The sequence below is a fragment of the Pseudomonas sp. genome (assembly GCF_032058845.1).
Classification (GTDB): Bacteria; Pseudomonadota; Gammaproteobacteria; order Pseudomonadales; family Pseudomonadaceae; genus Aquipseudomonas.
This window is the reverse complement of sequence record NZ_DAMCCR010000002.1, coordinates 41,127-61,809: the sequence shown is the minus strand read 5'-3', so window position 1 is coordinate 61,809 and position 20,683 is coordinate 41,127. Positions and strand designations below refer to the sequence as shown.

Below are 20,683 nucleotides of genomic sequence, written 5' to 3'. Positions count from 1 at the left end.
CGAAATCTTTTCTGGTCGGCGTCGTTGTCAGATCGCAGCATCTGAAGCCTCCATTTTCCATTGATCAAGCTTGTCTGCCCAATGCTGCATCATTTCTGCTCGCTCACCCATATATGTAGCGTGATTGTAGGCCCGACGAACTGAATTAGGTTCTGCATGAGCCAGCTGCGCCTCGATTGCATCAGATCTGTAACCCATTTCGTTAAGCCTCGTGCTTCCTGTTGTACGAGTTCCATGGGGACTATATATCGTTGCCCAACCGAGTTTTTTCAGTGCTTGGCGGAAAGCCGCATCAGACATCGGCTTGTGGCGATCATCTCGGTTAGGAAAAACATAGGTGCTTTGCCCGGTGATCGGCTGCATCGTCGTTAGTATTGAGACTGCCTGGCGGGGGAGGGGGAGCAAATGCTCCCGACGTGCTTTCATGCGCTCTTTAGGGATTTTCCAAAGCCCATTGGTTAGGTCGAATTCATCCCACCGCGCCTGGACGCTTTCATTGGCTCTTGTCAGCGTCAGCCACATTAACCTGAATGCCATCTGCGTCTGGAAATGCCCTCCGTGGGACTCGAAAGCATTAAGTAGATTGCCTACTTGGCCTGACGTAAGTGCTGCTTTGTGTTGGGTTTTGTTCGGTGGCAGAGCCTTTCTCACAGGCCATACGGGGTCGGTGTCAGCTCTAAGTGTTGCGACGGCTAGCTCAAAAACTCCTGACATCGTGCGTTTTGCTTCGGCAGCTACGGATGGGGCCCCGCGCTTCACTGTTTTATGCAGGATGTCGAGGACATGTGCTGATGTGATGGTGCGAACTGGAAGTTTCCCTATCGAAGGGAAAACAACCCTTTTTAGCATCCCCAATCTCCGAGATTTCGTCACCGGCTCCCAGCTCTTTAGAGCAAGCCATTCTTGGGCGATCGTCTCAAATGTGTTGGAAGCATCCATCTCCCGTTTGATTTTCGTGAGCTGTCTGTTCTGTACTGGGTTAATGCCCTGTCTGACCAGCTTGCGGGCCTCATCGCACTTTTCTCGGGCGTTTGCCAGCGACAGGTCGGGATAATCGCCGAGGGCGAACCAGGAGGCCTTTCCGCAAAGCTTAAAGCGGTATCGCCATGCCCGCACCCCGTTAGGCTTTACCTCAAGGTACAGGCCTCTAGCGTCGTTGATGCGATACAGCTTGTCTTTGGCTTTTGCAGCCCGGCAGTGAGCGTCGGTGAGCATCGGATGACTCAGTTTTCACAGGATGCATTCATCGTATACACCTAAAAACGGCTTGTCCAAAAAACATATACACCAGCGTAGTCGCTTTTTTTCTGCATGGTCGTGCAATAGCATGCAACACATAGAAACGCGAAAGCCCCATAGAATGGGGCTTTCGGGGCGATTTTTAAGCCTTTAAGCAAGCTTATGCAATCACCTGCAATGTTATCTACAATTTAGACGTTGAAACGGAAGTGCATCACGTCGCCGTCCTTGACGATGTAGTCCTTGCCTTCCAGGCGCCATTTACCGGCTTCCTTCGCGCCGCTTTCACCCTTGAACTGGATGAAGTCGTCGTAGGCCACCACTTCGGCGCGGATGAAGCCCTTTTCGAAGTCGGTGTGGATCACACCTGCGGCCTGGGGGCCGGTGGCGCCGATGCGCACGGTCCAGGCGCGGACTTCCTGCACGCCGGCGGTGAAGTAGGTCTGCAGGTTGAGCAGCTCGTAGCCGGCGCGGATCACCCGGTTCAGGCCAGGTTCTTCCAGGCCCAGGGCTTCGAGGAACATGTCTTTCTCTTCGCCGTCATCGAGCTCGGCGATTTCGGCTTCGATCTTGTTGCACACCGGCACCACGACTGCGCCTTCTTCCTCGGCGATGGCACGCACCACGTCAAGGTGCGGGTTGTTCTCGAAGCCGTCTTCGGCGACGTTGGCGATGTACATGACCGGCTTGCTGGTCAGCAGGTGGAAGCCGCGAACCTGGGCTTTTTCGTCGGCGCTCATGTGCTTCATCAGGCTGCGCGCAGGCTTGCCTTCGGTGAAGTGCGGGATGAGCTGCTCCAGAATGGCTTTCTGCGCCAGGGCGTCCTTGTCACCACCCTTGGCGTTGCGGGTGACTTTCTGCAGTTGCTTCTCGCAGCTGTCGAGGTCAGCGAAGATCAGTTCCAGGTCGATGATCTCGATGTCGCGCTTGGGGTCGACGCTGTTGGAGACGTGAATCACGTTCTCGTCTTCGAAGCAGCGCACCACGTGGGCGATGGCATCGGTTTCGCGGATGTTGGCCAGGAACTTGTTGCCCAGGCCTTCACCTTTCGAGGCGCCCGCCACCAGGCCCGCGATGTCGACGAATTCCATGGTGGTTGGCAGGATGCGGTTGGGTTTGACGATCTCGGCCAGCGCTGCAAGGCGAGCGTCGGGCATCGGCACGATGCCGCTGTTGGGCTCGATGGTGCAGAAGGGGAAGTTCTCAGCGGCGATGCCCGATTTGGTCAGCGCGTTGAACAGGGTGGACTTGCCAACGTTGGGCAGACCGACGATGCCGCAATTGAAACCCATGTGAATTCCCCTCTCTAGGAAGTCAGGCCTTCTGGCCGTGCAGCTCGCGCATCGCCTTGGCGAAGTCGCCAGCGAGGACATCCGGCAGCACGCCGAGGGCGTAATCGATACTGGTGTCGAGCTTGTCCTGTTCGGCGCGCGGTGCGCGGCCCAGCACGAAGTTCGAGACCAGCTTGGCGTCGCCCGGGTGGCCAATGCCAAGCCGCAGGCGGTGGAAATCGTTCTGGTTGCCGAGTTGCGCGATGATGTCGCGCAGCCCGTTGTGCCCACCATGGCCGCCGCCTCGCTTGAGCTTGGCGACGCCGGGGGGCAGGTCGAGTTCGTCGTGAGCCACCAGGATTTCTTGCGGCGCAATGCGGAAGAAATTGGCCAGAGCCGCGACGGACTGGCCGCTGCGATTCATGTAGGTGGTGGGGATCAGCAAACGAACGTCGCGGCCCTGATGGCTGAATTTTGCCGTCAGGCCGAAATACTTGCGGTCAGCGTTGAGTGAAACACGCTGGGCGCTGGCAATGCGTTCAACGAAAAGAGCCCCTGCGTTATGCCGGGTCTGTTCGTATTCGGGGCCGGGATTTCCCAGGCCAACGATCAACTGGATGGCGGTCACGTCAGGGGCTCTTCCTTGGGGCAGTCAGGTTACAGTGCGCGGCACTGTACCCTGACCTACACCGGCGTGCGAGTGATTACTCGGCAGCGCCTTCTTCACCTTCTTCTTCAGCAACGATGCGCGGCGCGTGAACGTTGGCAACGGCTTTGTCATCGCCGTGGGCCAGGGCCACGAACTCGACGCCTTTCGGAGCCTTGAGGTCGGACAGGTGAATGGTGGTGCCGATTTCAGCGCCATTGAGGTCAACTTCGATGAACTCAGGCAGGTCCTTGGCTTCGCAGGACACTTCGATCTCGGTTTCGGTGTGGGAGATCTCGCCGCCGTTCTTCAGGGTGGTCTCTTCGTTGACGAAGTGAACCGGAACCTTGGCAGTCAGCTTCTGGCCAGCAACGACGCGGATGAAGTCGGCGTGCATGATGAACTGCTTGACCGGGTGACGCTGCATGGCCTTGACGATGACGTTCTGCTTGGCGCCGTCAACGTTCAGTTCGATAACGTGGCTGAAAGCCGCTTCGTTTTCGAACAGCTTGGCGATTTCCTTCAACACGATGGTCAAGGATTCAGCTTCTTTGTTGCCGCCGTAGACAACGGCAGGGATGCTTTGCGAGTGACGCAGGCGGCGGCTCGCACCTTTCCCCAGGTCAGTACGCTTCTGAGCGTTCAGGATGAAATCAGTCATGGTATATCTCCAAAATAGCCAGCTCCCGAAGGCGTTTGCGACCAGCGCCAAACGGGGTGGGCAAAAAAGCCCCGCCCCAACGAGAGGTTGGGGCGGGGCGCTTTTCGTCAGGACGGGTTCCGCTTAGCGGAACATCGCACTGATCGATTCTTCGTTGCTGATGCGGCGAACCGCTTCGGCAACTACCGGTGCGATATCCAGTTGACGGATACGGTCACAGGCTTGAGCAGCGGCGGACAGCGGGATGGTGTTGGTCACCACCAGTTCGTCCAGGACCGACTTCTCGATGTTCTCGATCGCGCGGCCGGAAAGCACAGGGTGCGTGCAATAGGCATAGACCTTGGCAGCGCCGTGTTCTTTCAGGGCCTTGGCCGCGTGGCACAAGGTGCCGGCGGTATCGACCATGTCGTCTACCAGGATGCAGGTGCGCCCTTCGACATCGCCGATGATGTGCATCACTTCGGAGTGATTGGCCTTTTCGCGGCGTTTGTCGATGATCCCGAGATCGACGCCCAGCGACTTGGCAACGGCACGTGCACGCACGACGCCACCGATGTCTGGGGAAACGATCATCAGGTTGTCGAAACGCTGGTCTTCGATGTCATCGACCAGTACGGGCGAGCCGTAGATGTTGTCGACGGGGATATCGAAGAAGCCCTGGATCTGGTCAGCGTGCAGGTCGACGGTGAGTACACGGTCGATACCGACGACAGTGAGCATGTCAGCGACGACTTTGGCGCTGATGGCTACACGTGCCGAACGCGGACGGCGGTCCTGGCGGGCATATCCGAAGTAGGGAATCACAGCAGTGATTCGAGACGCTGAGGAGCGGCGGAAGGCATCTGCCATCACGACCAGTTCCATCAGGTTGTCATTGGTTGGAGCGCACGTGGGCTGGATGATGAAGACGTCTTTACCACGAACGTTTTCATTGATCTCAGTGCTGATCTCGCCGTCGGAGAACTTGCCGACAGAAACATCACCCAGTGGAATATGCAGCTGACGTACGACACGCCGAGCCAGATCGGGGTTGGCATTCCCCGTGAAGACCATCATCTTGGACACGCGCAGTACCTGAAGGCTGAGGGTAACCTGGATGAGAATAGGAAAATGGCAGGGGCGGCTGGATTCGAACCAACGCATGGCAGGATCAAAACCTGCTGCCTTACCGCTTGGCGACGCCCCTGTATCTGTTGCTGCGAATACGCTGTATTCGACTTCTAGAGCAGACTTTGCAGCTTCCGATGCAACATTGAAGTGTTGCAACCTTTAGCGACAAACCCTGTTTGGGTCTCTGAAAGAAGGGCCAGAACTTTATCAGCTTCGGCTTTGCTTGGGAAGGCCCCAAACACGCAACTTCCAGTACCGGTTAATCGAGCTTCCGTGTATTTACCCAATGAAATCAGCGCATTGCGAACTTCTGGATAACGTTGCTCTACCACCGGCTGGCAGTCATTACGACTGTTTCCCTCGGGAACGGGGCGCATCTTAAGGGGGAGGGAATCACGTGTCAACTCTGGATGTGAAAAAATTTCTGCTGTGCTGACAGACACTTGCGGCACCAGCACCACATACCAGGGCTCGGCGGGATCGACGGGCGTGAGCCGTTCGCCCACCCCTTGGGCGAAGGCGGCGTGGCCGCGCACGAACACCGGAACATCCGCGCCCAGGGTCAGGCCCAGCGTAGCCAGTTGGTCAGGGCTCCAGCCCAGCTGCCAGAGGTGATCGAGCCCCAGCAGGGTGGTGGCGGCATCGGAGCTGCCACCGCCAATGCCGCCGCCCATGGGCAGGACCTTGTCGAGCCAGATGTCGGCGCCCAGCGTGCAGCCCGACTGCTGCTGCAGTTGCCGGGCCGCGCGAACGATCAGGTTGCTGTCGTGTGGCACCGACGCGAGGCTGTGGTGCAGGTGGATCTGGCCATCTTCACGCCGTGCAAAACGCAGCTCGTCACCATGGTCGAGAAACTGGAACACGGTCTCGAGCAGGTGGTAGCCATCATCGCGTCGACCGAGGATGTGCAGCCACAGGTTCAACTTGGCCGGGGCGGGCAGGGTCAGCATGGTTCAGCGGCCCAGCTGGCGCGGTTGCCAGTCCTTGACCACCAGGGTCACGTCGATCTTTTCGCCATGCAGCTTGATGCGCTCGGGCAGCCAGTAGCCGTTCTGCTCGGCATAGCTCAGGTACTCGACCTTCCAGCCATCCTGATCGAGGCTGGCCAGACGGCTGTCGCCATCGAGGGTGAGCTGGCTCTTGCTGTCGGGCGCGGGCAGGCCGCGGACCCACCAGACCAGGTGCGAGACGGGCAAGCGCCAGCCCAGCTGTTCTTCGAGCAACGCTTCGGGCGTCGGGGCTTCGTAGCGGCCCTGGTTGGCCACCTCCAGCACCACCGCTCCGGGTCGGCCGGTGAGTCGTGCAGCCCCGCGACCCAGCGGGCCGGACAGGCGGATATCGTAGTAATCCTGGCGCTGCAGCCAGAACAGCGTGCCGCTGCCCGAATCCTGCGGCGCGCGAATGCCGACCTTGCCGTTGATCTGCCAGCCGTCAAGCGCCGTCAGCTGCGCTTTGTGCTCGCGCCATTGCGTGGGGTTGCCTTGGCCCTGAAGGGCTTCGTGGGAGCCGAAACCGGCGCAGCCGGCCAGTACGGCGAGCAGGCTGAAGGTAATGCAGTGGCGCAGAAACATGGTTCAGAGAGCCTCGGAGCCGGTCATGCGCAGGATGGTCTGGCGCAGGACGGTGCTGTCGGATTGGATGTCCAGGCCCTTGGCCCAGACCTGACGGGCGTCGCGGCGCTTGCCGTTGGCCCAGAGCACTTCACCCAGGTGCGCGGCGACTTCAGCGTCGGACAAGCGCTCGAAGGCCTTGCGCAGCGCGTGCTCGGCCTCGTCGAGATTGCCCATGCGGTAGTTCACCCAGCCCAGGCTGTCGAGCACCGCCGGATCATCGGGGGTGATGCTCAGCGCCTTTTCGATAAGGCGCCTGGCTTCGTCGTAGCGCGTGGTGCGGTCAGCCAGGGTGTAGCCCAGCGCATTGAGCGCCATGGCGTTTTCCGGTTCGCGGGTGAGGATGGCGCGCAGGTCTTTTTCCATCTGCGCCAGGTCATTGCGTTTCTCGGCGAGCATGGCGCGGCTGTAAAGCAGGTTGAGGTCGTCGGGGTAGCGCTGGATGGCCTGCTGCAGCACCTGGTCGGCCTGGGCGGTCTTGTCGTTGTTGCTGTAGCTCTCGGCCTCGATCAGGTACAGCTGAATGGCGTAGTCCGGCTGCGCTTCACGCGCTTCGGCGAGCAGGCGCGAGGCTTCGCGGGCGCGGCCGTTGGCGATGAGGATGTCGCCCTGGCGCAGTTGCGCGGCGAGGTAGTCCGGCCCTGGCCCGACCAGCGCGTATTCGCGCAGCGCAGCCTCGGGGTCGTTGCGCTGCTCGCGGATGCGGCCCAGGTTCAGGTGCGCGGCATCGGCGTTGGCATCGCGCTCGACCAGTTCCTGCAGGTAGCCTTCGGCTTCGTCGAGGTCCTGGTTTTCCAGGCTCACCAGCGCCAGCGAGTAGCGCAGGTCGTCGTCTTCGGGGTACTGCTGCACCAGGCTGACGAACTCGGCCTTGGCGTCCTTGATGCGGTCGAGCTCGACCAGGGTGCGCGCGTAGGTCAGGCGCAGGCGTTTGTCTTCAGGGTTGTCGCGGATGGCGCCGCGCAACAGCGGCAGGGCTTCGTCGCCACGATCGAGGGTCTGCAGCAAGCGTGCGCGCAACAGGATCGGTGCGATTTCATCGTCTTGTACAGGGTGTGATTCGAGCAGCTCCAGCGCTTGCTGGGTCTTGCCATCCTGGTTGAGCAGCAAGGCCTTGCCGAAGATCAGCTGACCATTGGCCGGATGCTTGGCCAGCAAGCGATCGAAGCTTTGCAGCAGGCCTTCACGGGTGCTCTGGTCGGTCTCGGCCGCCGACAGGGCGAGGAAGTCGAAGTGCGTATCGCCCTTGGCCTGCAGGACTTTTTCCATGTAGGCCATCGACTCGTCGTAGCGACCGGCGCGGGCCAGTTGGATGGCCGCAGCGCGCTGGGCTTCGAGGTTGTCGGCATCGTTGCGTGCCCAGAGCAGCGCGGTGTCCAGCGCCGGCTCATCGGCGCCAAGGTACTCGGCAATGCGATAGGCGCGTTCGGATACGGCCGAATCCTGGGTTTTTTCAGCCTGGTCAACGTAGTTGGCCAGGGCGATATCGAAACGGTTGCGCTGCCCGGCCAGTTCAGCCACCAGCAGGCTGTACAGCGTTTCGGGCTTGAATGACCCATAGACCACAGGCTCGGCCGGTGTCTGCTCGGCAGCATCCTCGGCCGGCGCGCTGTGCTCGGTCGAATGCGGAGCCAGGCTCTGGCAGCCCTGGAGCAGGGCGAGGGCAAGCAGCAATGCGTAGCGTCTGTTCATAAATGAGGCTTTAGAGGGCTAACCGGCGGTCTGGAGATGATGACACAAGCGTTGTGGCAAACCCACCAACGATGGTCTTGGTTTATAGGGACAATAGCGAACGGTGGTTGTTCTGAATCCTGTGAAGTAGGACAATTATCGGCTTCTCGTCACAATCAGCGACCTCGCATGGCCTTTCTTGCACTCGGGATCAATCACAAGACTGCCTCGGTCGACGTCCGCGAGCGCGTGGCGTTCACGCCCGAGCAACTGGTCGATGCCCTGCAGCAGCTCTGTCGCCTGACCCCAAGCCGCGAAGCGGCGATTCTTTCGACCTGCAACCGCAGCGAGCTTTATATAGAGCAAGACGTGCTCTCGGCCGACCAGGTGTTGCAATGGCTGGCCGACTATCACCGCCTCAGCCTTGCCGAGCTGCGCGCCTGCGCCTACGTCCATGAAGAACATGCTGCCGTCAAACACATGATGCGCGTCGCCTCCGGGCTCGACTCGCTGGTGCTGGGCGAGCCGCAGATCCTCGGCCAGATGAAATCGGCCTACGCCGTGGCGCGTGAAGCCGGTACCGTCGGGCCGTTGCTGGGCCGGCTGTTCCAGGCCACGTTCAGCGCCGCCAAGCAGGTGCGCACCGACACGGCCATTGGCGAAAACCCGGTGTCGGTGGCCTTCGCTGCCGTCAGCCTGGCACGGCAGATCTTCAGTGATCTGGGGCGCAGCCAGGCCCTGCTGATCGGTGCCGGGGAAACCATCACCCTGGTCGCGCGTCACCTGCATGAGCAGGGCGTGCGGCGCATCGTGGTGGCCAACCGGACCCTGGAGCGCGCCAGCCTGCTGGCCGAGCAGTTCGGCGCGCACGCGGTCCTGTTGGCCGACATCCCGCAAGAGCTGGCCAACAGCGACATCGTCATCAGTTCCACCGCCAGCCAGTTGCCGATTCTGGGCAAGGGCGCGGTGGAAAGCGCGCTGAAGTTGCGCCGGCACAAACCGATCTTCATGGTCGACATTGCCGTGCCGCGCGACATCGAGCCGGAAGTGGGCGAGCTCGACGATGTGTACCTCTATACGGTCGATGACCTGCACGATGTCGTCGCCGAAAACCTCAAGAGCCGCCAGGGCGCGGCGCATGCCGCCGAAGAACTGGTGGCGGTGGGCGCCGAGGATTTCATGGTGCGCCTGCGCGAGCTGGCCGCCGTCGATGTGCTGCGCGCCTACCGCCAGCAAAGCGAGCGCCTGCGTGACGACGAGTTGCAGAAGGCCCAGCGCCTGCTGGCCAACGGCGGCAACCCGGAAGAAGTGCTCGCGCAGCTGGCCCGCGGCCTGACCAACAAACTCCTGCATGCCCCCAGCGTGCAACTGAAAAAGCTCTCTGCCGAAGGCCGCGTCGATGCGTTGGCCATGGCCCAGGAACTCTTCGCCCTCAACGAGGGCTCCACGGACAAAACCCCGCAATGAAAGCGTCGCTGCTGAACAAACTGGACACGCTCCAGGACCGCTTCGAAGAACTCACCGCGTTGCTGGGCGATGGCGAAGTCATCGCCGATCAGACACGTTTTCGCACGTATTCGCGCGAGTACGCCGAGGTTGAGCCAGTGAACGCGGTCTATCAGGCCTGGCGCAAGGTCCAGGCTGACCTCGAGGGCGCCCAGGCGCTGCTCAAGGACAGTGACCCTGACCTGCGCGAGATGGCCGTGGAGGAGGTTCGCGAGGCCCGCGAGCGGCTGGTCGACATCGAGTCGCAGCTGCAACGCATGTTGCTGCCCAAAGACCCTAACGACAACCGCAACGTGTTTCTTGAAATCCGCGCCGGCACCGGTGGCGACGAGGCGGCGATCTTCTCCGGCGACCTGTTCCGCATGTATGCGCGCTATGCCGAGAAACGCGGCTGGCGGGTCGAAGTGCTGTCTGAAAACGAGGGCGAGCACGGCGGCTACAAGGAAATCATCGCCCGGGTCGAAGGCGACAGCGTGTACGCCAAGCTCAAGTTCGAGTCCGGCGCCCACCGCGTGCAACGTGTGCCGGAAACCGAGAGCCAGGGGCGCATCCATACCTCGGCCTGCACCGTGGCCGTGCTGCCCGAGCCTGACGAACAGGTGGCGATCGAGATCAATCCGGCCGACTTGCGCGTGGACACCTACCGCGCTTCGGGCGCCGGCGGTCAGCACATCAACAAGACCGATTCGGCGATCCGCATCACCCACTTGCCGACCGGCATCGTGGTCGAGTGCCAGGAAGAGCGTTCCCAGCACAAGAACCGTGCACGCGCCATGTCCTGGCTGTCGGCCAAGCTCAACGACATCCAGACCAGCGCCGCGCAGAACGCCATCGCCAGTGAGCGCAAACTGCTGGTGGGCTCGGGTGACCGCTCGGAGCGCATCCGCACCTACAACTATCCGCAAGGGCGGGTGACCGACCACCGCATCAACCTCACCCTGTACTCGCTGGACGAAGTGCTGGCCGGTGGCGTGGAGGCGGTGATCGAGCCGCTGCTGAGCGAATACCAGGCCGACCAACTGGCCGCGCTGGGGGACTGAATGACCATCATTGCCAGCCTGCTGCGCAACGCGCAGTTGACCGATTCGCCCACCGCGCAGCTGGACGCCGAGCTGCTGCTCGCCGCCGCCCTGGGCCGTTCGCGCAGTTACCTGCGCACCTGGCCGGAGCGCATCGTCGAGCGCGACGCGGCGCAACGCTTCGAGGGCTATCTGGCGCGCCGTCGTGAAGGCGAGCCGGTGGCGTACATCCTCGGCCAGCAGGGGTTCTGGACCCTGGACCTGGAAGTGGCGCCCGATACCCTGATTCCCCGGCCTGAAACCGAACTGCTGGTAGAAGCAGCGCTGGCCCTGCTGCCGGCCGCCCCCGCGCAGGTACTCGACCTGGGCACCGGCACCGGGGCCATTGCCCTGGCCCTGGCCAGCGAACGGCCGGCCTGGCAAGTGACTGCCGTGGACCGTGTCGACGCTGCCGTGGCGCTGGCCGAGCGCAACCGTCAGCGCTTGGGCCTGGGCAATGTGCAGGTGCTCGCCGGGCACTGGTTCGAGCCCTTGGCCGACCAGCGCTTCGCCATGATTCTCAGCAACCCCCCCTACATCCGCGATCAGGACCCGCACCTGGTGCGCGGTGACGTGCGTTTCGAGCCCAGCAGTGCGTTGGTGGCCGGGCACGACGGTCTCAGCGACCTGCGCCAGATCATCGAGCAGGCCCCACAGCACCTGCTGCCGGGGGGCTGGCTGCTGCTCGAACACGGCTACGATCAGGCCACCGAGGTATGCGCCTTGCTGGCCGAACAGGGTTTCGTCGACGTGGAAAACCGTGTCGATCTGGGAGGCCAGCCACGGGTGTCCCTGGGACGCCTGCCATGTTGAGCGACCAGGAACTGCTGCGTTACAGCCGGCAGGTCCTGCTGTCACAGGTCGACATCGCCGGTCAGTTGCGTCTCAAGCAGAGCAAGGCGCTGCTGGTCGGGCTGGGCGGTCTGGGCTCGCCGGCGGCGCTCTACCTGGCGGCGGCCGGAGTCGGTGAGCTGCACCTGGCAGACTTCGACAGCGTCGACCTGACCAACCTGCAGCGCCAGGTGCTGCACGACAGCGCCAGTGTCGGCCTGAGCAAGGTCGACTCGGCGCTGCAACGCTTGCGCGCCCTCAACCCCGAAGTACGTCTGGTCGCTCACCGCGAGGCACTCGATGCCGAGCGCCTGGCGGCTGCAGTGGCTGGGGTCGACGTGGTGCTCGACTGCTCCGACAATTTCACCACCCGCGAGGCCGTCAACGCCGCCTGCGTCGCCGCTGGCAAGCCGCTGGTGAGCGGCGCGGCGATTCGCCTGGAAGGCCAGTTGTCGGTGTTCGACACGCGCCGCCCTGACAGCCCCTGCTACCACTGCCTGTACGGGCATGGCAGCGAGGCCGAACTGACTTGCAGCGAAGCCGGCGTGCTCGGGCCGCTGGTGGGGCTGGTCGGTAGCCTGCAGGCCCTGGAAACGCTGAAGCTGCTGGCCGAATTCGGTGAGCCTCTGGTGGGCCGGCTGCTGCTGATCGATGCCTTGACCACGCGCATGCGCGAACTGCGGGTCAAGCGCGATCCGGCCTGCCCGGTGTGCGCCACGCGCCATGGATGAGCGCGCAGCGCCGGTGGGCGTGATGGATTCGGGAGTGGGTGGGCTGTCGGTGCTCAGCGAAATCCAGCAGCGGTTGCCCCACGAATCCCTGCTCTATGTGGCTGATTGCGGGCACGTGCCCTACGGGGAAAAATCGGCGGACTACATTCGTCAGCGCTGCCGGCACATCGCAGGCTTTTTCCGCGAGCAGGGCGCCAAGGCCATGGTGCTGGCGTGCAATACCGCCACCGTGGCGGCGGTCGCTGACTTGCGCAGCCTGTACCCGGACTGGCCGCTGGTGGGCATGGAGCCTGCCGTGAAACCTGCCGCCGCGGCAACGCGCTCAGGCGTGGTGGGCGTGCTGGCCACCACCGGCACGCTGCAGAGCGCCAGGTTCGCGGCGTTGCTCGATCGCTTCGCTGGTGATGTTCGGGTTATCACGCAGCCGTGCCCAGGGCTGGTGGAATGTATCGAGGCCGGTGACCTGCACAGCCCACGCTTGCGCCAGTTGCTGACAGGTTTCGTCGAACCGCTGTTGGCAGCGGGCTGCGACACGCTGATCCTCGGCTGCACCCATTACCCGTTTCTGCGCCCCTTGCTCGCCACCCTTGTGCCGGCTGACATCGCCATTATCGATACCGGCGCGGCCGTGGCTCGGCAGCTGCAACGGCTGCTGCATGAGCGCGACCTGCTGGCAGAGGGTCCAGCCCAGAAGACCGCGTTCTGGAGCAGTGCCGATCCGCACGCGCTGCGCCGGATTCTGCCGGTGTTGTGGGGCAATGCCGACTGCGTGCACAGCCTGCCCCTGTAGCACGGCGGGAAGCTGCGGTGCCTGCCAGGCCCGTGCTCCTGACACAGGGCATTGAAGATCCCTGCCATGGGTATCTGGGCCGCTCACGGGATAGGCCGAGGGCGCTATACGCAGCTGTCGCGGAGCGATCCGAGGTGCCTGACGCGCGTCGTTACAGCGCGGCCTGGGTAGGCCAGGCTCGATCAGGCTGACTAGGCCAAATCGAATCGGTTGGATCGAACCGGTCTGGCCGACCCGGTCTGGTCGATCCGGTCTGGTTGATCCGTTCAGGCCGACCCGGTCTGATCGACCCGTTCAGGCCGACCCCGTCACATCGACTTCAATGGCCAGAGTGTCCTGAGACCCAGAGCCTCCAACACCACTTCCTCTCTGCGCTCGGCCACCCTCGACAGGATCTCGGCCGCCGCCGTTTGAGCCGTCCAGTGTTCCGGAACGTGCTGGGTATCCCAAGGCGCATTAAGGCTGTGCGGGGTCACCACGGTCAGATCGATGCCGGCCTTTTGCAGTACGCCGCGTCGCTCGCGCAGCCGCTCGGGCAGGCTGCTGGCAGGGCTGGCGGGAAAGCAGGGTTCAGACAGTTTGGATGCGGTGTAGAGATTGAGGATCACCACCACGTGCGGCCGCTGAGCTTCGAGCAACAGAGGCATCGCTGCCTCCAGATAGTGTTCGACGGCCTGGACGTTGCTGGTGATCAGCGCCTGAAGGATCTGGCTGTCAGCGATGTCGTCGGGCAAATAGTCGCAGGTACCCGCATTGATCATCAGGGTGTCGAGCGAACTCCACTGCTCCTTGAGCCGAGCCGCCTGCTGATCCGGCGTACCGGACAGCGCCAGCAGTCGGTGGTCATGGCGTCTGGCCATGGCTTTGAATTCCGGGCTGTCACGCCCGCTGGCTGCCACACCGGCCTGCCGCTGCAGCAGTTGGTCGACCAATGCCGCACCCAAACCACTGGTGCCGGCCGTTATCCAGAAACGGTGATGATGGTTCACTCGCCTGCGCCCCTACAGATAAAGTCAGCGTGGGAGGCTCTTGAACGCCTCCAAAGCCCGCCGACGACTACTATCAAGACTCACGATGGGTTGTGTGTAACTACTTTTAGCAGAGTGTTTTGCCGATTTCACGGGAAAATGAGTGGCCTTCGCGTCCAAGTGCTCCAGCTCTGGCAGCCAATGGGCAATGAAGCGGCCTTGCGGGTCGAAACGCTGGGATTGCGTGACCGGGTTGAAAATCCGGAAATAGGGCACGGAATCAGTGCCTGTGGATGCGCTCCATTGCCACCCGCCGTTGTTTGCCGACAGATCACCGTCGATCAGATGGCGCATGAAATGCCGCTCACCTTCACGCCAGTCGATCAGCAGGTTCTTGCTGAGGAACATCGCCACCACCATGCGCAGGCGATTGTGCATCCAGCCGGTCTCCAGCAATTGGCGCATCGCGGCATCGATCAGCGGAAAACCGGTGCGGCCCTCCTGCCAGGCCTTGAGTTCCTCGGGCGCCTTGCGCCACGCCAGGGCTTCAGTGTGTTCGCGGAATGCACGATGCATCGAGACCTGCGGGTAGCCCACCAGAATATGCTTGTAGAACTCGCGCCAGATCAGCTCGCTGATCCAGGTCTGGATCCCGCGGTTGCCGCTGTCCAGCTCGCCCTGGTTGCCTGCCAGGGCGGCGTGCAGGCATTGCCTTGGGGAGATCACGCCGGCTGCCAGATAGGCAGAAAGCTGACTGGTGCCAGGCCGGGCAGGGAGGTCGCGGGCAACATCGTAGTCTTCGATGGCCTCGTCGACGAACCGTTGCAGGCGTGCTTGCGCCTCGGATTCCCCCGCAGGCCAGAGGGCTTGCAAGGCCTTGCTGGGTGGGGCGAAACCTTCGATCTGACGGGGAATCGGATCACTGTGAAGCGACAGTGCGTTCTGCTTCTTCAGGCGCGCGGCGCTTGGCGGCGCACCGACTTGCAGGCGTTCCAGGCAAACCTTCTTGAACTGGCTGAAGACCTGAAAATAACCGCCGCTACGGGTCAGGATAGTGCCGGGCTTGAACAGCAACTGGTCGAGGTAGGTCGTGACCCCGATGCCTGCGTCTTCGAGCGTGTCACGCACGCCAGCATCCCGACGCTGTTCGTTGACGCCGTACTCATCGTTCCAGTGCACCGCTTCGATCGAATGCTGCTGGCACAGGTGCAACAGGGTTTGCGGCACCTGAGCCCAGGTGTCGGTGGTGCGGATCAGCAGCGGGATATTCAGCGCCTCGAGCTGTTGGCGCAGCTCACGCACATTGCGCAGCCAGAAGTCGACCTTGCACGGGGCATCGTCGTGCGCTTGCCATTGCTCTGGGCTGGCGATCCAGAGCGCGACCGTCGGGCCGCGTTCGCAGGCCGCTGCCAGGGCGGTGTTGTCGGAGATGCGCAAGTCGCTGCGCAGCCAGATCAATTGCATTGGGGAGTCCCCGCTCAGGGTGTGCATGGCGCTCAACCGGCGCGCAGGCGTTGGAATTGGCGCAGCGCGTCGGGCGCGCTGTTGAACAGGTGCAGGTCGGCAACGTCCAGCGCGCGCAGTTCGGCGTCGTGGATGCTTACCGCGAGCCCGCCCAGCAGTACCGGCACCTCGATATCGTGCAACGCCTTGAACAGGCTGGCGCGCTCGAACTGCGTGCCGATGCACAGCACCACGGCGCTGGGCCGCAGTTGCGTGACGGCGTGGCGCAGTTGGGCCAGGCCGATCGATTGCTCCAGCACCACCACAGGCTGGCCACTGCTGCTCAGCAGCCAGGCGCACAACCACACCTCAGGGCTGAAGTGTGTGTCGTCTTCCTGCACGATCAGCACGGGCTGGCCGTCGAGCGACTGATTGTCGTGGTACACCCGCGCGCCCAGCTTGCTGCGCAGCCAGGCATGGAAAAAGGCTTGCTCGAGTCGAGCATTGAACTGGTTGCGCCAGCGCTCGGCCAGTTGCGCCAGCAGCGGCAGCAGCAGGTGTTCGCACAGGGTGACCGAGGGGTACAGCGCCATGACCTGATTGAGGTGGTGATCCAGGCTACGCGCCGACAGCTGGGTAATGGCGTCAGACAACTGCTGGCAGCGAACCTGCCAGTCACCCTGCGGCGCCACGTTCAACTGACGTTCCAGCAGCTCGCGCACTTGGCCAACCGAAGCGCCTCGCGCCAGCCAGTGCAGGATGTCCTGTACGCGCTGCACCTGGGCGGGTGAATACAGTCGATGGCCCTTGGCCGTGCGGTGCGGCACCAGCAGGGCGTGGCGGCGCTCCCAGGCGCGCAGGGTCACGGGGTTGACGCCAGTCAACCGCGCCACGTCGCGAATCGGGATCAGGTCTTCAGAGAGCATTGCGCAGCCCCAGCTTGGAGGGGTGAGGGTGCAGATAGGCCTGTTGCATCAGGTACGGGTCCGGGTGGTTGCGCAGGTGATGCTTGAACAGCGTCAGGGGCACCACCAGAGGCACGCTGCCGCTGTGGTACTGCTCGATGATCTGCTGCAGTTCCTGACGATCATCGACGTCCAGGGCATCACGCAGGTATCCCGACAGGTGCTGCAGCACATTGCAGTGAGTGCCCCGGCTGGCACAGCGGCGCAGGGCCTGCATCAATCGGCTGAAGTAGCGCGGGCCGACCTCATTGGCGTCGTCGTCGCGCTTGAGGCTGCCGAGCATTTTGCCGATGTCGCGGTAGGCCTGCGGGTTGTTTGCCATCAGCAGGTATTTGTAGCGGGCGTGAAAAGCGATCAGCGCACCACGGGTCAGGCCTTGGCCAAGCAGGTGCTGCCAGTCGATGTAGGCGTAGACGCGGCTGATGAAGTTTTCGCGCAGCACCGGATCATGCAGGCGGCCTTCTTCTTCGACAGGCAGATCGGGCCGTTTGGCCGTGAACGCCTCGGCGAAGGCGCCGCGGCCCCCCTTGAGCGCCGGCCGACCCTCGCTCTGGTAGACCTTGACCCGTTCCAGGCCGCACGACGGTGACTTCTGCATGAAGACGTAGCCGCAGATGTCGTCCAGGTGCTCGGCCATGTAGTTGCCGTATTCACGCAGGGGCGCTGAGAAGTCGCGGGTCGCATCGCGCGTGCCGACCACTTGAGGATGGTCCGGGTCGCCGACCAGACGGATGGGTTCGCGCGGAATGCCCAGGCCGATGGCCACCTCCGGACACACCGAGACCCACTCAAAGTCTTCGTCGAACAGTTCATGGCAGAGCGATGAGGATTTGTGACCGGCGTTGTAGCGCACGTTTTCGCCGATCAGGCAGGCACTGATCCCTATGCGGAACTTGCCCGTTGAAGAAATCCCCGTCATCGCAGCCTCCAAATTCTTGTACAAGGTTGAAATCTTATACAAGTAATACACGCGAATGACGGGCGTCGTTCAATAAAAATTGTGCCGGGGCGATCAGTCGAGGTGCTCGAGCAGGCGCCGCGCTGCGTCCTGGCCGCTCAGCCAGGCGCCTTCCACACGCCCCGACAAGCACCAGTCGCCACAGGCATACAGCCCTTGGTCGGGGTCGGCCAGTGCTCCCCATTCGTGGTTGCCCGCAGGGCGTGCGTACAGCCAGCGGTGGGCGAGGGAAAAGCTCGGTGCGGGCACCACGCAGCCGACCAGCTCGGCAAACTCGCCCCACAGCCGTTCGATCACGGTGTCTTTGGCCAGGTCGATGTGCTGTTTGCTCCAGGTGGACGTGGCATGCAGCACCCAGGTGTCGGGCTGCGCGTCGCGCCCAGGCTTGCTGCGGTTGCGCGCCACCCAGTCGAGGGGGTTGTCCTGAACGAAACAACCGTGCATCGGCGTCGGCAACGCAGTGTCGAATCCTACGGCGACGGCCCAGGTAGGTTCCATCTGCACGCCGGCAGCAATGCCGGCAAGCTTCGGTGCTGCGGCCAGCAACGGCGTGGCCTGGGGCGCCGGCACGGCAATCACCACCCGCTCGTAGGGGCCATGGCTGACGCCTTCGGCGTCCTGCAGATGCCAGTAGTCGACGCCGCGAAACACCTCGGTGATACGGCAGCCGAAGTGGACCGTGATGCTTTCGAGCAGCCCGCGCGTGATCGCGCTCATGCGTGGCGTGCCCACCCAGCGGGTCTGCTCGTCGGGAGAAGGCGTGAGCACGCCATCCCGGTAATTGAATAACTGGGGTTTCCATTCGGCAGCCCAGCCTGCCGCGACCCAGTCTCTGACCTGCTCGACGAAGCGTCGATCGCGTGCGGTGAAGTACTGTGCGCCCAGGTCCAGCGCGCCGGCGTCGCTGCGCTTGCTGGACATGCGTCCGCCGCTGCCGCGGCCTTTGTCGAACAGGTGAACGGTCTGCCCGGCCGCTTGCAACGCCTGGGCAGCTGACAGGCCGGCAATGCCGGCACCGATGATGGCAATGGGTACTGTCATGGTGGCCTCTGTTAACCGTGCTTCGGGGCAGCCTACGTGGCCGAGCGAACCTGTACAATGGCGAATGCTTGTATAAGGTTATACCGCCTGACACCGCAGCCTGACCTATGTTTATCCGAGAGCGTTGGGTCAAAAAAGTGCCTTGGCCTTAAAAATAGACCACACCTGTTCATAGCGAGGACACATGCCATGCATATTTTGCTGACCGGCGGCACCGGCTTGATTGGCCGGCACCTTTGTCATCTGTGGCGGGCCCAGGGCCACCAGGTGACGGTGTGGAGCCGCTCGCCTGATGCGGTGGAAAAACGCTGTGGCCCGGGTGTGCGGGGGGTGGGCCGGCTCGAAGACATCGCGCCGGAGACCGTGCTGGACGCTGTGGTCAACCTGGCCGGCGCGCCCATCGCCGACCGTCACTGGACCGGTGCCCGGCGAACGCTGCTCTGGAGCAGCCGCATCACCCTTACCGAACAGTTGCTGACGTGGCTGGACATGCGTACTCAGCGGCCCGATGTACTGGTGTCCGGGTCGGCCGTGGGCTGGTACGGCGATGGTGGTGAGCGTGAGCTGACCGAGGCCGCCGTACCGGTGAAGGCGGATTTTGCCAGCCAGCTGTGCATCGCCTGGGAAGAAACCGCCCTGCGCGCGCAGCGCTTGGGCATCCGTGTGGTGCTGGTGCGTACCGGGCTGGTGCTGGCCAGCGATGGCGGTATGCTGGCGCGCTTGCGCTGGCCGTTCAAGCTGGGCCTGGGCGGGCCGATTGGCAGCGGACGGCAATGGATGCCGTGGATCCACATCGACGATCAAATCGCCCTGATTGATTTTCTGGTGCGTAATGCCGCGGCCAGTGGTCCGTATAATGCCTGCGCCCCGGAGCCGGTTCGCAACCGGGCGTTCAGCCGATCTCTGGGCCGTGCCTTGCACCGTCCGGCGTTCATGCCGCTGCCGGCATTTTTGCTCAAGGCGGGCCTCGGCGAGCTTTCCGTGTTGCTGCTGGGGGGCCAGCGGGCCCGGCCGGCGCGGCTGCTGGAGGCGGGCTTCAGGTTTCGTTTCAATGATCTGCAATCTGCCCTGGACGACCTGTCCACGGCGCTCTGACATAGGACGCTGCATGACCGATCACGCCCTGCTGCTGGTCAATCTTGGCTCCCCGGCCTCCACTTCGGTGGCCGATGTGCGCCGTTACCTGAACCAGTTCCTCATGGACCCCTATGTGGTCGACCTGCCGTGGCCGCTGCGCCGCCTGCTGGTGTCGCTGATCCTGATCAAGCGGCCCGAACAGTCGGCGCATGCCTACGGTTCGATCTGGTGGGACGAAGGTTCGCCCCTGGTGGTCCTGACCCGCCGCCTGCAAGCGGCGATCACCCCCTACTGGCCCCATGGCCCGGTGGAGATCGCCATGCGCTATGGGCAACCGGCCCTGCCCGAGGTGCTGGCGCGCCTCGCCGCGCAGGGCGTGCGGCAGGTGACCCTGGCGCCGCTGTACCCGCAGTTCGCGGACAGCACCGTGACCACGGTGATCGAGCAAGCCAGGCAGACCCTGGCCGATCAGCAACTGCCGTTGCAGATGCGCGTGCTGGCACCCTTCTATGACGACCCCGACTACATCGAAGCACTTGCCAACAGCGCCAGGCCGTACCTGGAGCAGGGCTACGATCACCTGCTGCTGAGCTTCCACGGCTTGCCTGAGCGCCACCTGAAGAAACTGTTCCCCAAAGGCACCCGGCACGATCTGCGTGCGGCCAACTGCTGCGCCGAAGCCAGCGCCGAGGTGCGCGCGGTCTGCTACCGCGGGCAGTGCCTGGCCACTGCGGCGGCCGTGGCGCGGCACCTGGGGCTGCCAGATGGCAAGTGGTCGGTCTCGTTCCAGTCGCGCCTGGGGCGTGACAAATGGATCGAGCCGTACACCGAAAATCGGTTCGATGAACTGGGCAAGGCGGGGGTGCAGAAGCTGCTGGTGATGTGCCCGGCGTTTGTTGCCGACTGCATCGAAACGCTTGAGGAAATCGGCATCCGTGGCAGCGAGCAGTTCGTTGAGGCAGGTGGGCGAGAGCTGGTGCTGGTGCCGTGCCTGAACGATCAGGTGGCCTGGGCGCAGGTGCTGGCGGGTTTGTGCGAGCGGGCTTCAACTGCAGACGCAGCGTTGCCCCGCTGAATGCTGAACCGGCCGCGAGGCGGCCGGTTCAG

Annotated in this window: 20 protein-coding genes and 1 tRNA gene; 7 read left to right on the top strand and 14 right to left on the bottom strand. The window is 63.1% G+C overall.

Annotated elements, in window-relative coordinates:
* Positions 1–27: 27 nt before the first annotated feature.
* From RT028_RS00810 to RT028_RS00770, 9 genes are all read right to left on the bottom strand, one after another.
* Entirely contained in the window at positions 28–1,215 is a 1,188-nt protein-coding gene (locus RT028_RS00810; RefSeq protein WP_312931330.1) for a tyrosine-type recombinase/integrase, read from the bottom strand.
* 215 nt (positions 1,216–1,430) lie between these two features.
* Complete coding sequence (gene ychF, locus RT028_RS00805; protein ID WP_312931328.1) at positions 1,431–2,531, bottom strand: redox-regulated ATPase YchF; 1,101 nt, start codon at positions 2,529–2,531, stop codon at positions 1,431–1,433.
* A gap of 22 nt (positions 2,532–2,553) precedes the next feature.
* The gene (pth, locus tag RT028_RS00800; protein ID WP_312931326.1) at positions 2,554–3,138 is read right to left on the bottom strand and encodes an aminoacyl-tRNA hydrolase; all 585 of its coding nucleotides are present in this window, start codon (positions 3,136–3,138) and stop codon (positions 2,554–2,556) included.
* A gap of 76 nt (positions 3,139–3,214) precedes the next feature.
* On the bottom strand, positions 3,215–3,817 hold the full coding sequence (locus tag RT028_RS00795; protein ID WP_312931324.1) for a 50S ribosomal protein L25/general stress protein Ctc: 603 nt from the start codon (positions 3,815–3,817) through the stop codon (positions 3,215–3,217).
* A gap of 123 nt (positions 3,818–3,940) precedes the next feature.
* The gene (locus RT028_RS00790; protein ID WP_028696334.1) at positions 3,941–4,882 is read right to left on the bottom strand and encodes a ribose-phosphate pyrophosphokinase; all 942 of its coding nucleotides are present in this window, start codon (positions 4,880–4,882) and stop codon (positions 3,941–3,943) included.
* Between the two features lie 46 nt (positions 4,883–4,928).
* Positions 4,929–5,003: transfer RNA gene (locus tag RT028_RS00785), tRNA-Gln, on the bottom strand.
* A 34-nt stretch (positions 5,004–5,037) separates the two neighbouring features.
* Positions 5,038–5,877: a 4-(cytidine 5'-diphospho)-2-C-methyl-D-erythritol kinase gene (gene ispE, locus RT028_RS00780; RefSeq protein ID WP_312931322.1), complete on the bottom strand. Its 840-nt coding sequence runs from the start codon at positions 5,875–5,877 to the stop codon at positions 5,038–5,040.
* A gap of 3 nt (positions 5,878–5,880) precedes the next feature.
* On the bottom strand, positions 5,881–6,498 hold the full coding sequence (gene lolB / locus RT028_RS00775) for a lipoprotein insertase outer membrane protein LolB (RefSeq protein ID WP_312931320.1): 618 nt from the start codon (positions 6,496–6,498) through the stop codon (positions 5,881–5,883).
* A 3-nt stretch (positions 6,499–6,501) separates the two neighbouring features.
* Positions 6,502–8,229: a tetratricopeptide repeat protein gene (locus tag RT028_RS00770; RefSeq protein WP_312931318.1), complete on the bottom strand. Its 1,728-nt coding sequence runs from the start codon at positions 8,227–8,229 to the stop codon at positions 6,502–6,504.
* A 168-nt stretch (positions 8,230–8,397) separates the two neighbouring features.
* Between RT028_RS00770 and hemA the strand changes: the two genes are divergently transcribed.
* Genes hemA through murI form a run of 5 tightly spaced genes read left to right on the top strand, consistent with a single transcriptional unit; the run spans position 8,398 to position 13,124 of the window.
* Positions 8,398–9,675 (top strand): glutamyl-tRNA reductase, encoded by a 1,278-nt coding sequence (gene hemA / locus RT028_RS00765; RefSeq protein WP_312931316.1) that lies wholly within the window; start codon positions 8,398–8,400, stop codon positions 9,673–9,675.
* Positions 9,672–10,754, top strand: coding sequence for a peptide chain release factor 1 (gene prfA, locus RT028_RS00760; RefSeq protein ID WP_312931314.1), 1,083 nt, complete (start codon positions 9,672–9,674; stop codon positions 10,752–10,754). Before hemA ends, prfA begins: the two co-directional genes overlap by 4 nt.
* Positions 10,755–11,585: a peptide chain release factor N(5)-glutamine methyltransferase gene (gene prmC / locus RT028_RS00755; protein WP_312931312.1), complete on the top strand. Its 831-nt coding sequence runs from the start codon at positions 10,755–10,757 to the stop codon at positions 11,583–11,585. It abuts the gene before it with no gap.
* Entirely contained in the window at positions 11,579–12,334 is a 756-nt protein-coding gene (locus tag RT028_RS00750; RefSeq protein ID WP_312931310.1) for a molybdopterin-synthase adenylyltransferase MoeB, read from the top strand. Before prmC ends, RT028_RS00750 begins: the two co-directional genes overlap by 7 nt.
* Complete coding sequence (gene murI / locus RT028_RS00745; protein ID WP_312931309.1) at positions 12,327–13,124, top strand: glutamate racemase; 798 nt, start codon at positions 12,327–12,329, stop codon at positions 13,122–13,124. The genes RT028_RS00750 and murI overlap by 8 nt, the downstream gene beginning before the upstream one ends.
* 308 nt (positions 13,125–13,432) lie before the next feature.
* On the opposite strand, the gene RT028_RS00740 is transcribed toward murI, so the two are convergent.
* From RT028_RS00740 to RT028_RS00720, 5 genes are all read right to left on the bottom strand, one after another.
* The gene (locus RT028_RS00740; protein WP_312931307.1) at positions 13,433–14,113 is read right to left on the bottom strand and encodes an SDR family NAD(P)-dependent oxidoreductase; all 681 of its coding nucleotides are present in this window, start codon (positions 14,111–14,113) and stop codon (positions 13,433–13,435) included.
* A gap of 24 nt (positions 14,114–14,137) precedes the next feature.
* Entirely contained in the window at positions 14,138–15,556 is a 1,419-nt protein-coding gene (phrB, locus tag RT028_RS00735) for a deoxyribodipyrimidine photo-lyase (protein WP_312931303.1), read from the bottom strand.
* 32 nt (positions 15,557–15,588) lie between these two features.
* Entirely contained in the window at positions 15,589–16,461 is an 873-nt protein-coding gene (locus RT028_RS00730; protein ID WP_312931301.1) for a MerR family transcriptional regulator, read from the bottom strand.
* A complete protein-coding gene (locus RT028_RS00725; protein ID WP_312931395.1) occupies positions 16,451–17,419 on the bottom strand; it encodes a DUF523 and DUF1722 domain-containing protein in 969 nt (322 codons plus the stop codon). The genes RT028_RS00730 and RT028_RS00725 overlap by 11 nt, the downstream gene beginning before the upstream one ends.
* A 93-nt stretch (positions 17,420–17,512) precedes the next feature.
* Positions 17,513–18,499, bottom strand: coding sequence for an NAD(P)/FAD-dependent oxidoreductase (locus tag RT028_RS00720; RefSeq protein WP_312931299.1), 987 nt, complete (start codon positions 18,497–18,499; stop codon positions 17,513–17,515).
* A 189-nt stretch (positions 18,500–18,688) separates the two neighbouring features.
* Here RT028_RS00720 and RT028_RS00715 point away from each other — a divergent pair, with 189 nt between their 5' ends.
* Entirely contained in the window at positions 18,689–19,594 is a 906-nt protein-coding gene (locus RT028_RS00715; protein WP_312931297.1) for a TIGR01777 family oxidoreductase, read from the top strand.
* 13 nt (positions 19,595–19,607) lie between these two features.
* The gene (gene hemH, locus RT028_RS00710) at positions 19,608–20,651 is read left to right on the top strand and encodes a ferrochelatase (RefSeq protein WP_312931295.1); all 1,044 of its coding nucleotides are present in this window, start codon (positions 19,608–19,610) and stop codon (positions 20,649–20,651) included.
* Positions 20,652–20,683 lie beyond the last annotated feature (32 nt).

Excerpts from the sequence above, each read along its gene's own strand:
- RT028_RS00810 (WP_312931330.1), bottom strand. The coding sequence starts at position 1,215 with ATGCTCACCGACGCTCACTGCCGGGCTGCAAAAGCCAAAGACAAGCTG.
- ychF (WP_312931328.1), bottom strand. The coding sequence starts at position 2,531 with ATGGGTTTCAATTGCGGCATCGTCGGTCTGCCCAACGTTGGCAAGTCC.
- RT028_RS00795 (WP_312931324.1), bottom strand. The coding sequence starts at position 3,817 with ATGACTGATTTCATCCTGAACGCTCAGAAGCGTACTGACCTGGGGAAA.
- ispE (WP_312931322.1), bottom strand. The coding sequence starts at position 5,877 with ATGCTGACCCTGCCCGCCCCGGCCAAGTTGAACCTGTGGCTGCACATC.
- lolB (WP_312931320.1), bottom strand. The coding sequence starts at position 6,498 with ATGTTTCTGCGCCACTGCATTACCTTCAGCCTGCTCGCCGTACTGGCC.
- RT028_RS00770 (WP_312931318.1), bottom strand. The coding sequence starts at position 8,229 with ATGAACAGACGCTACGCATTGCTGCTTGCCCTCGCCCTGCTCCAGGGC.
- hemA (WP_312931316.1), top strand. The coding sequence starts at position 8,398 with ATGGCCTTTCTTGCACTCGGGATCAATCACAAGACTGCCTCGGTCGAC.
- prfA (WP_312931314.1), top strand. The coding sequence starts at position 9,672 with ATGAAAGCGTCGCTGCTGAACAAACTGGACACGCTCCAGGACCGCTTC.
- prmC (WP_312931312.1), top strand. The coding sequence starts at position 10,755 with ATGACCATCATTGCCAGCCTGCTGCGCAACGCGCAGTTGACCGATTCG.
- RT028_RS00750 (WP_312931310.1), top strand. The coding sequence starts at position 11,579 with ATGTTGAGCGACCAGGAACTGCTGCGTTACAGCCGGCAGGTCCTGCTG.
- murI (WP_312931309.1), top strand. The coding sequence starts at position 12,327 with ATGGATGAGCGCGCAGCGCCGGTGGGCGTGATGGATTCGGGAGTGGGT.
- phrB (WP_312931303.1), bottom strand. The coding sequence starts at position 15,556 with ATGCAATTGATCTGGCTGCGCAGCGACTTGCGCATCTCCGACAACACC.
- RT028_RS00730 (WP_312931301.1), bottom strand. The coding sequence starts at position 16,461 with ATGCTCTCTGAAGACCTGATCCCGATTCGCGACGTGGCGCGGTTGACT.
- RT028_RS00725 (WP_312931395.1), bottom strand. The coding sequence starts at position 17,419 with ATGACGGGGATTTCTTCAACGGGCAAGTTCCGCATAGGGATCAGTGCC.
- RT028_RS00720 (WP_312931299.1), bottom strand. The coding sequence starts at position 18,499 with ATGACAGTACCCATTGCCATCATCGGTGCCGGCATTGCCGGCCTGTCA.
- RT028_RS00715 (WP_312931297.1), top strand. The coding sequence starts at position 18,689 with ATGCATATTTTGCTGACCGGCGGCACCGGCTTGATTGGCCGGCACCTT.
- hemH (WP_312931295.1), top strand. The coding sequence starts at position 19,608 with ATGACCGATCACGCCCTGCTGCTGGTCAATCTTGGCTCCCCGGCCTCC.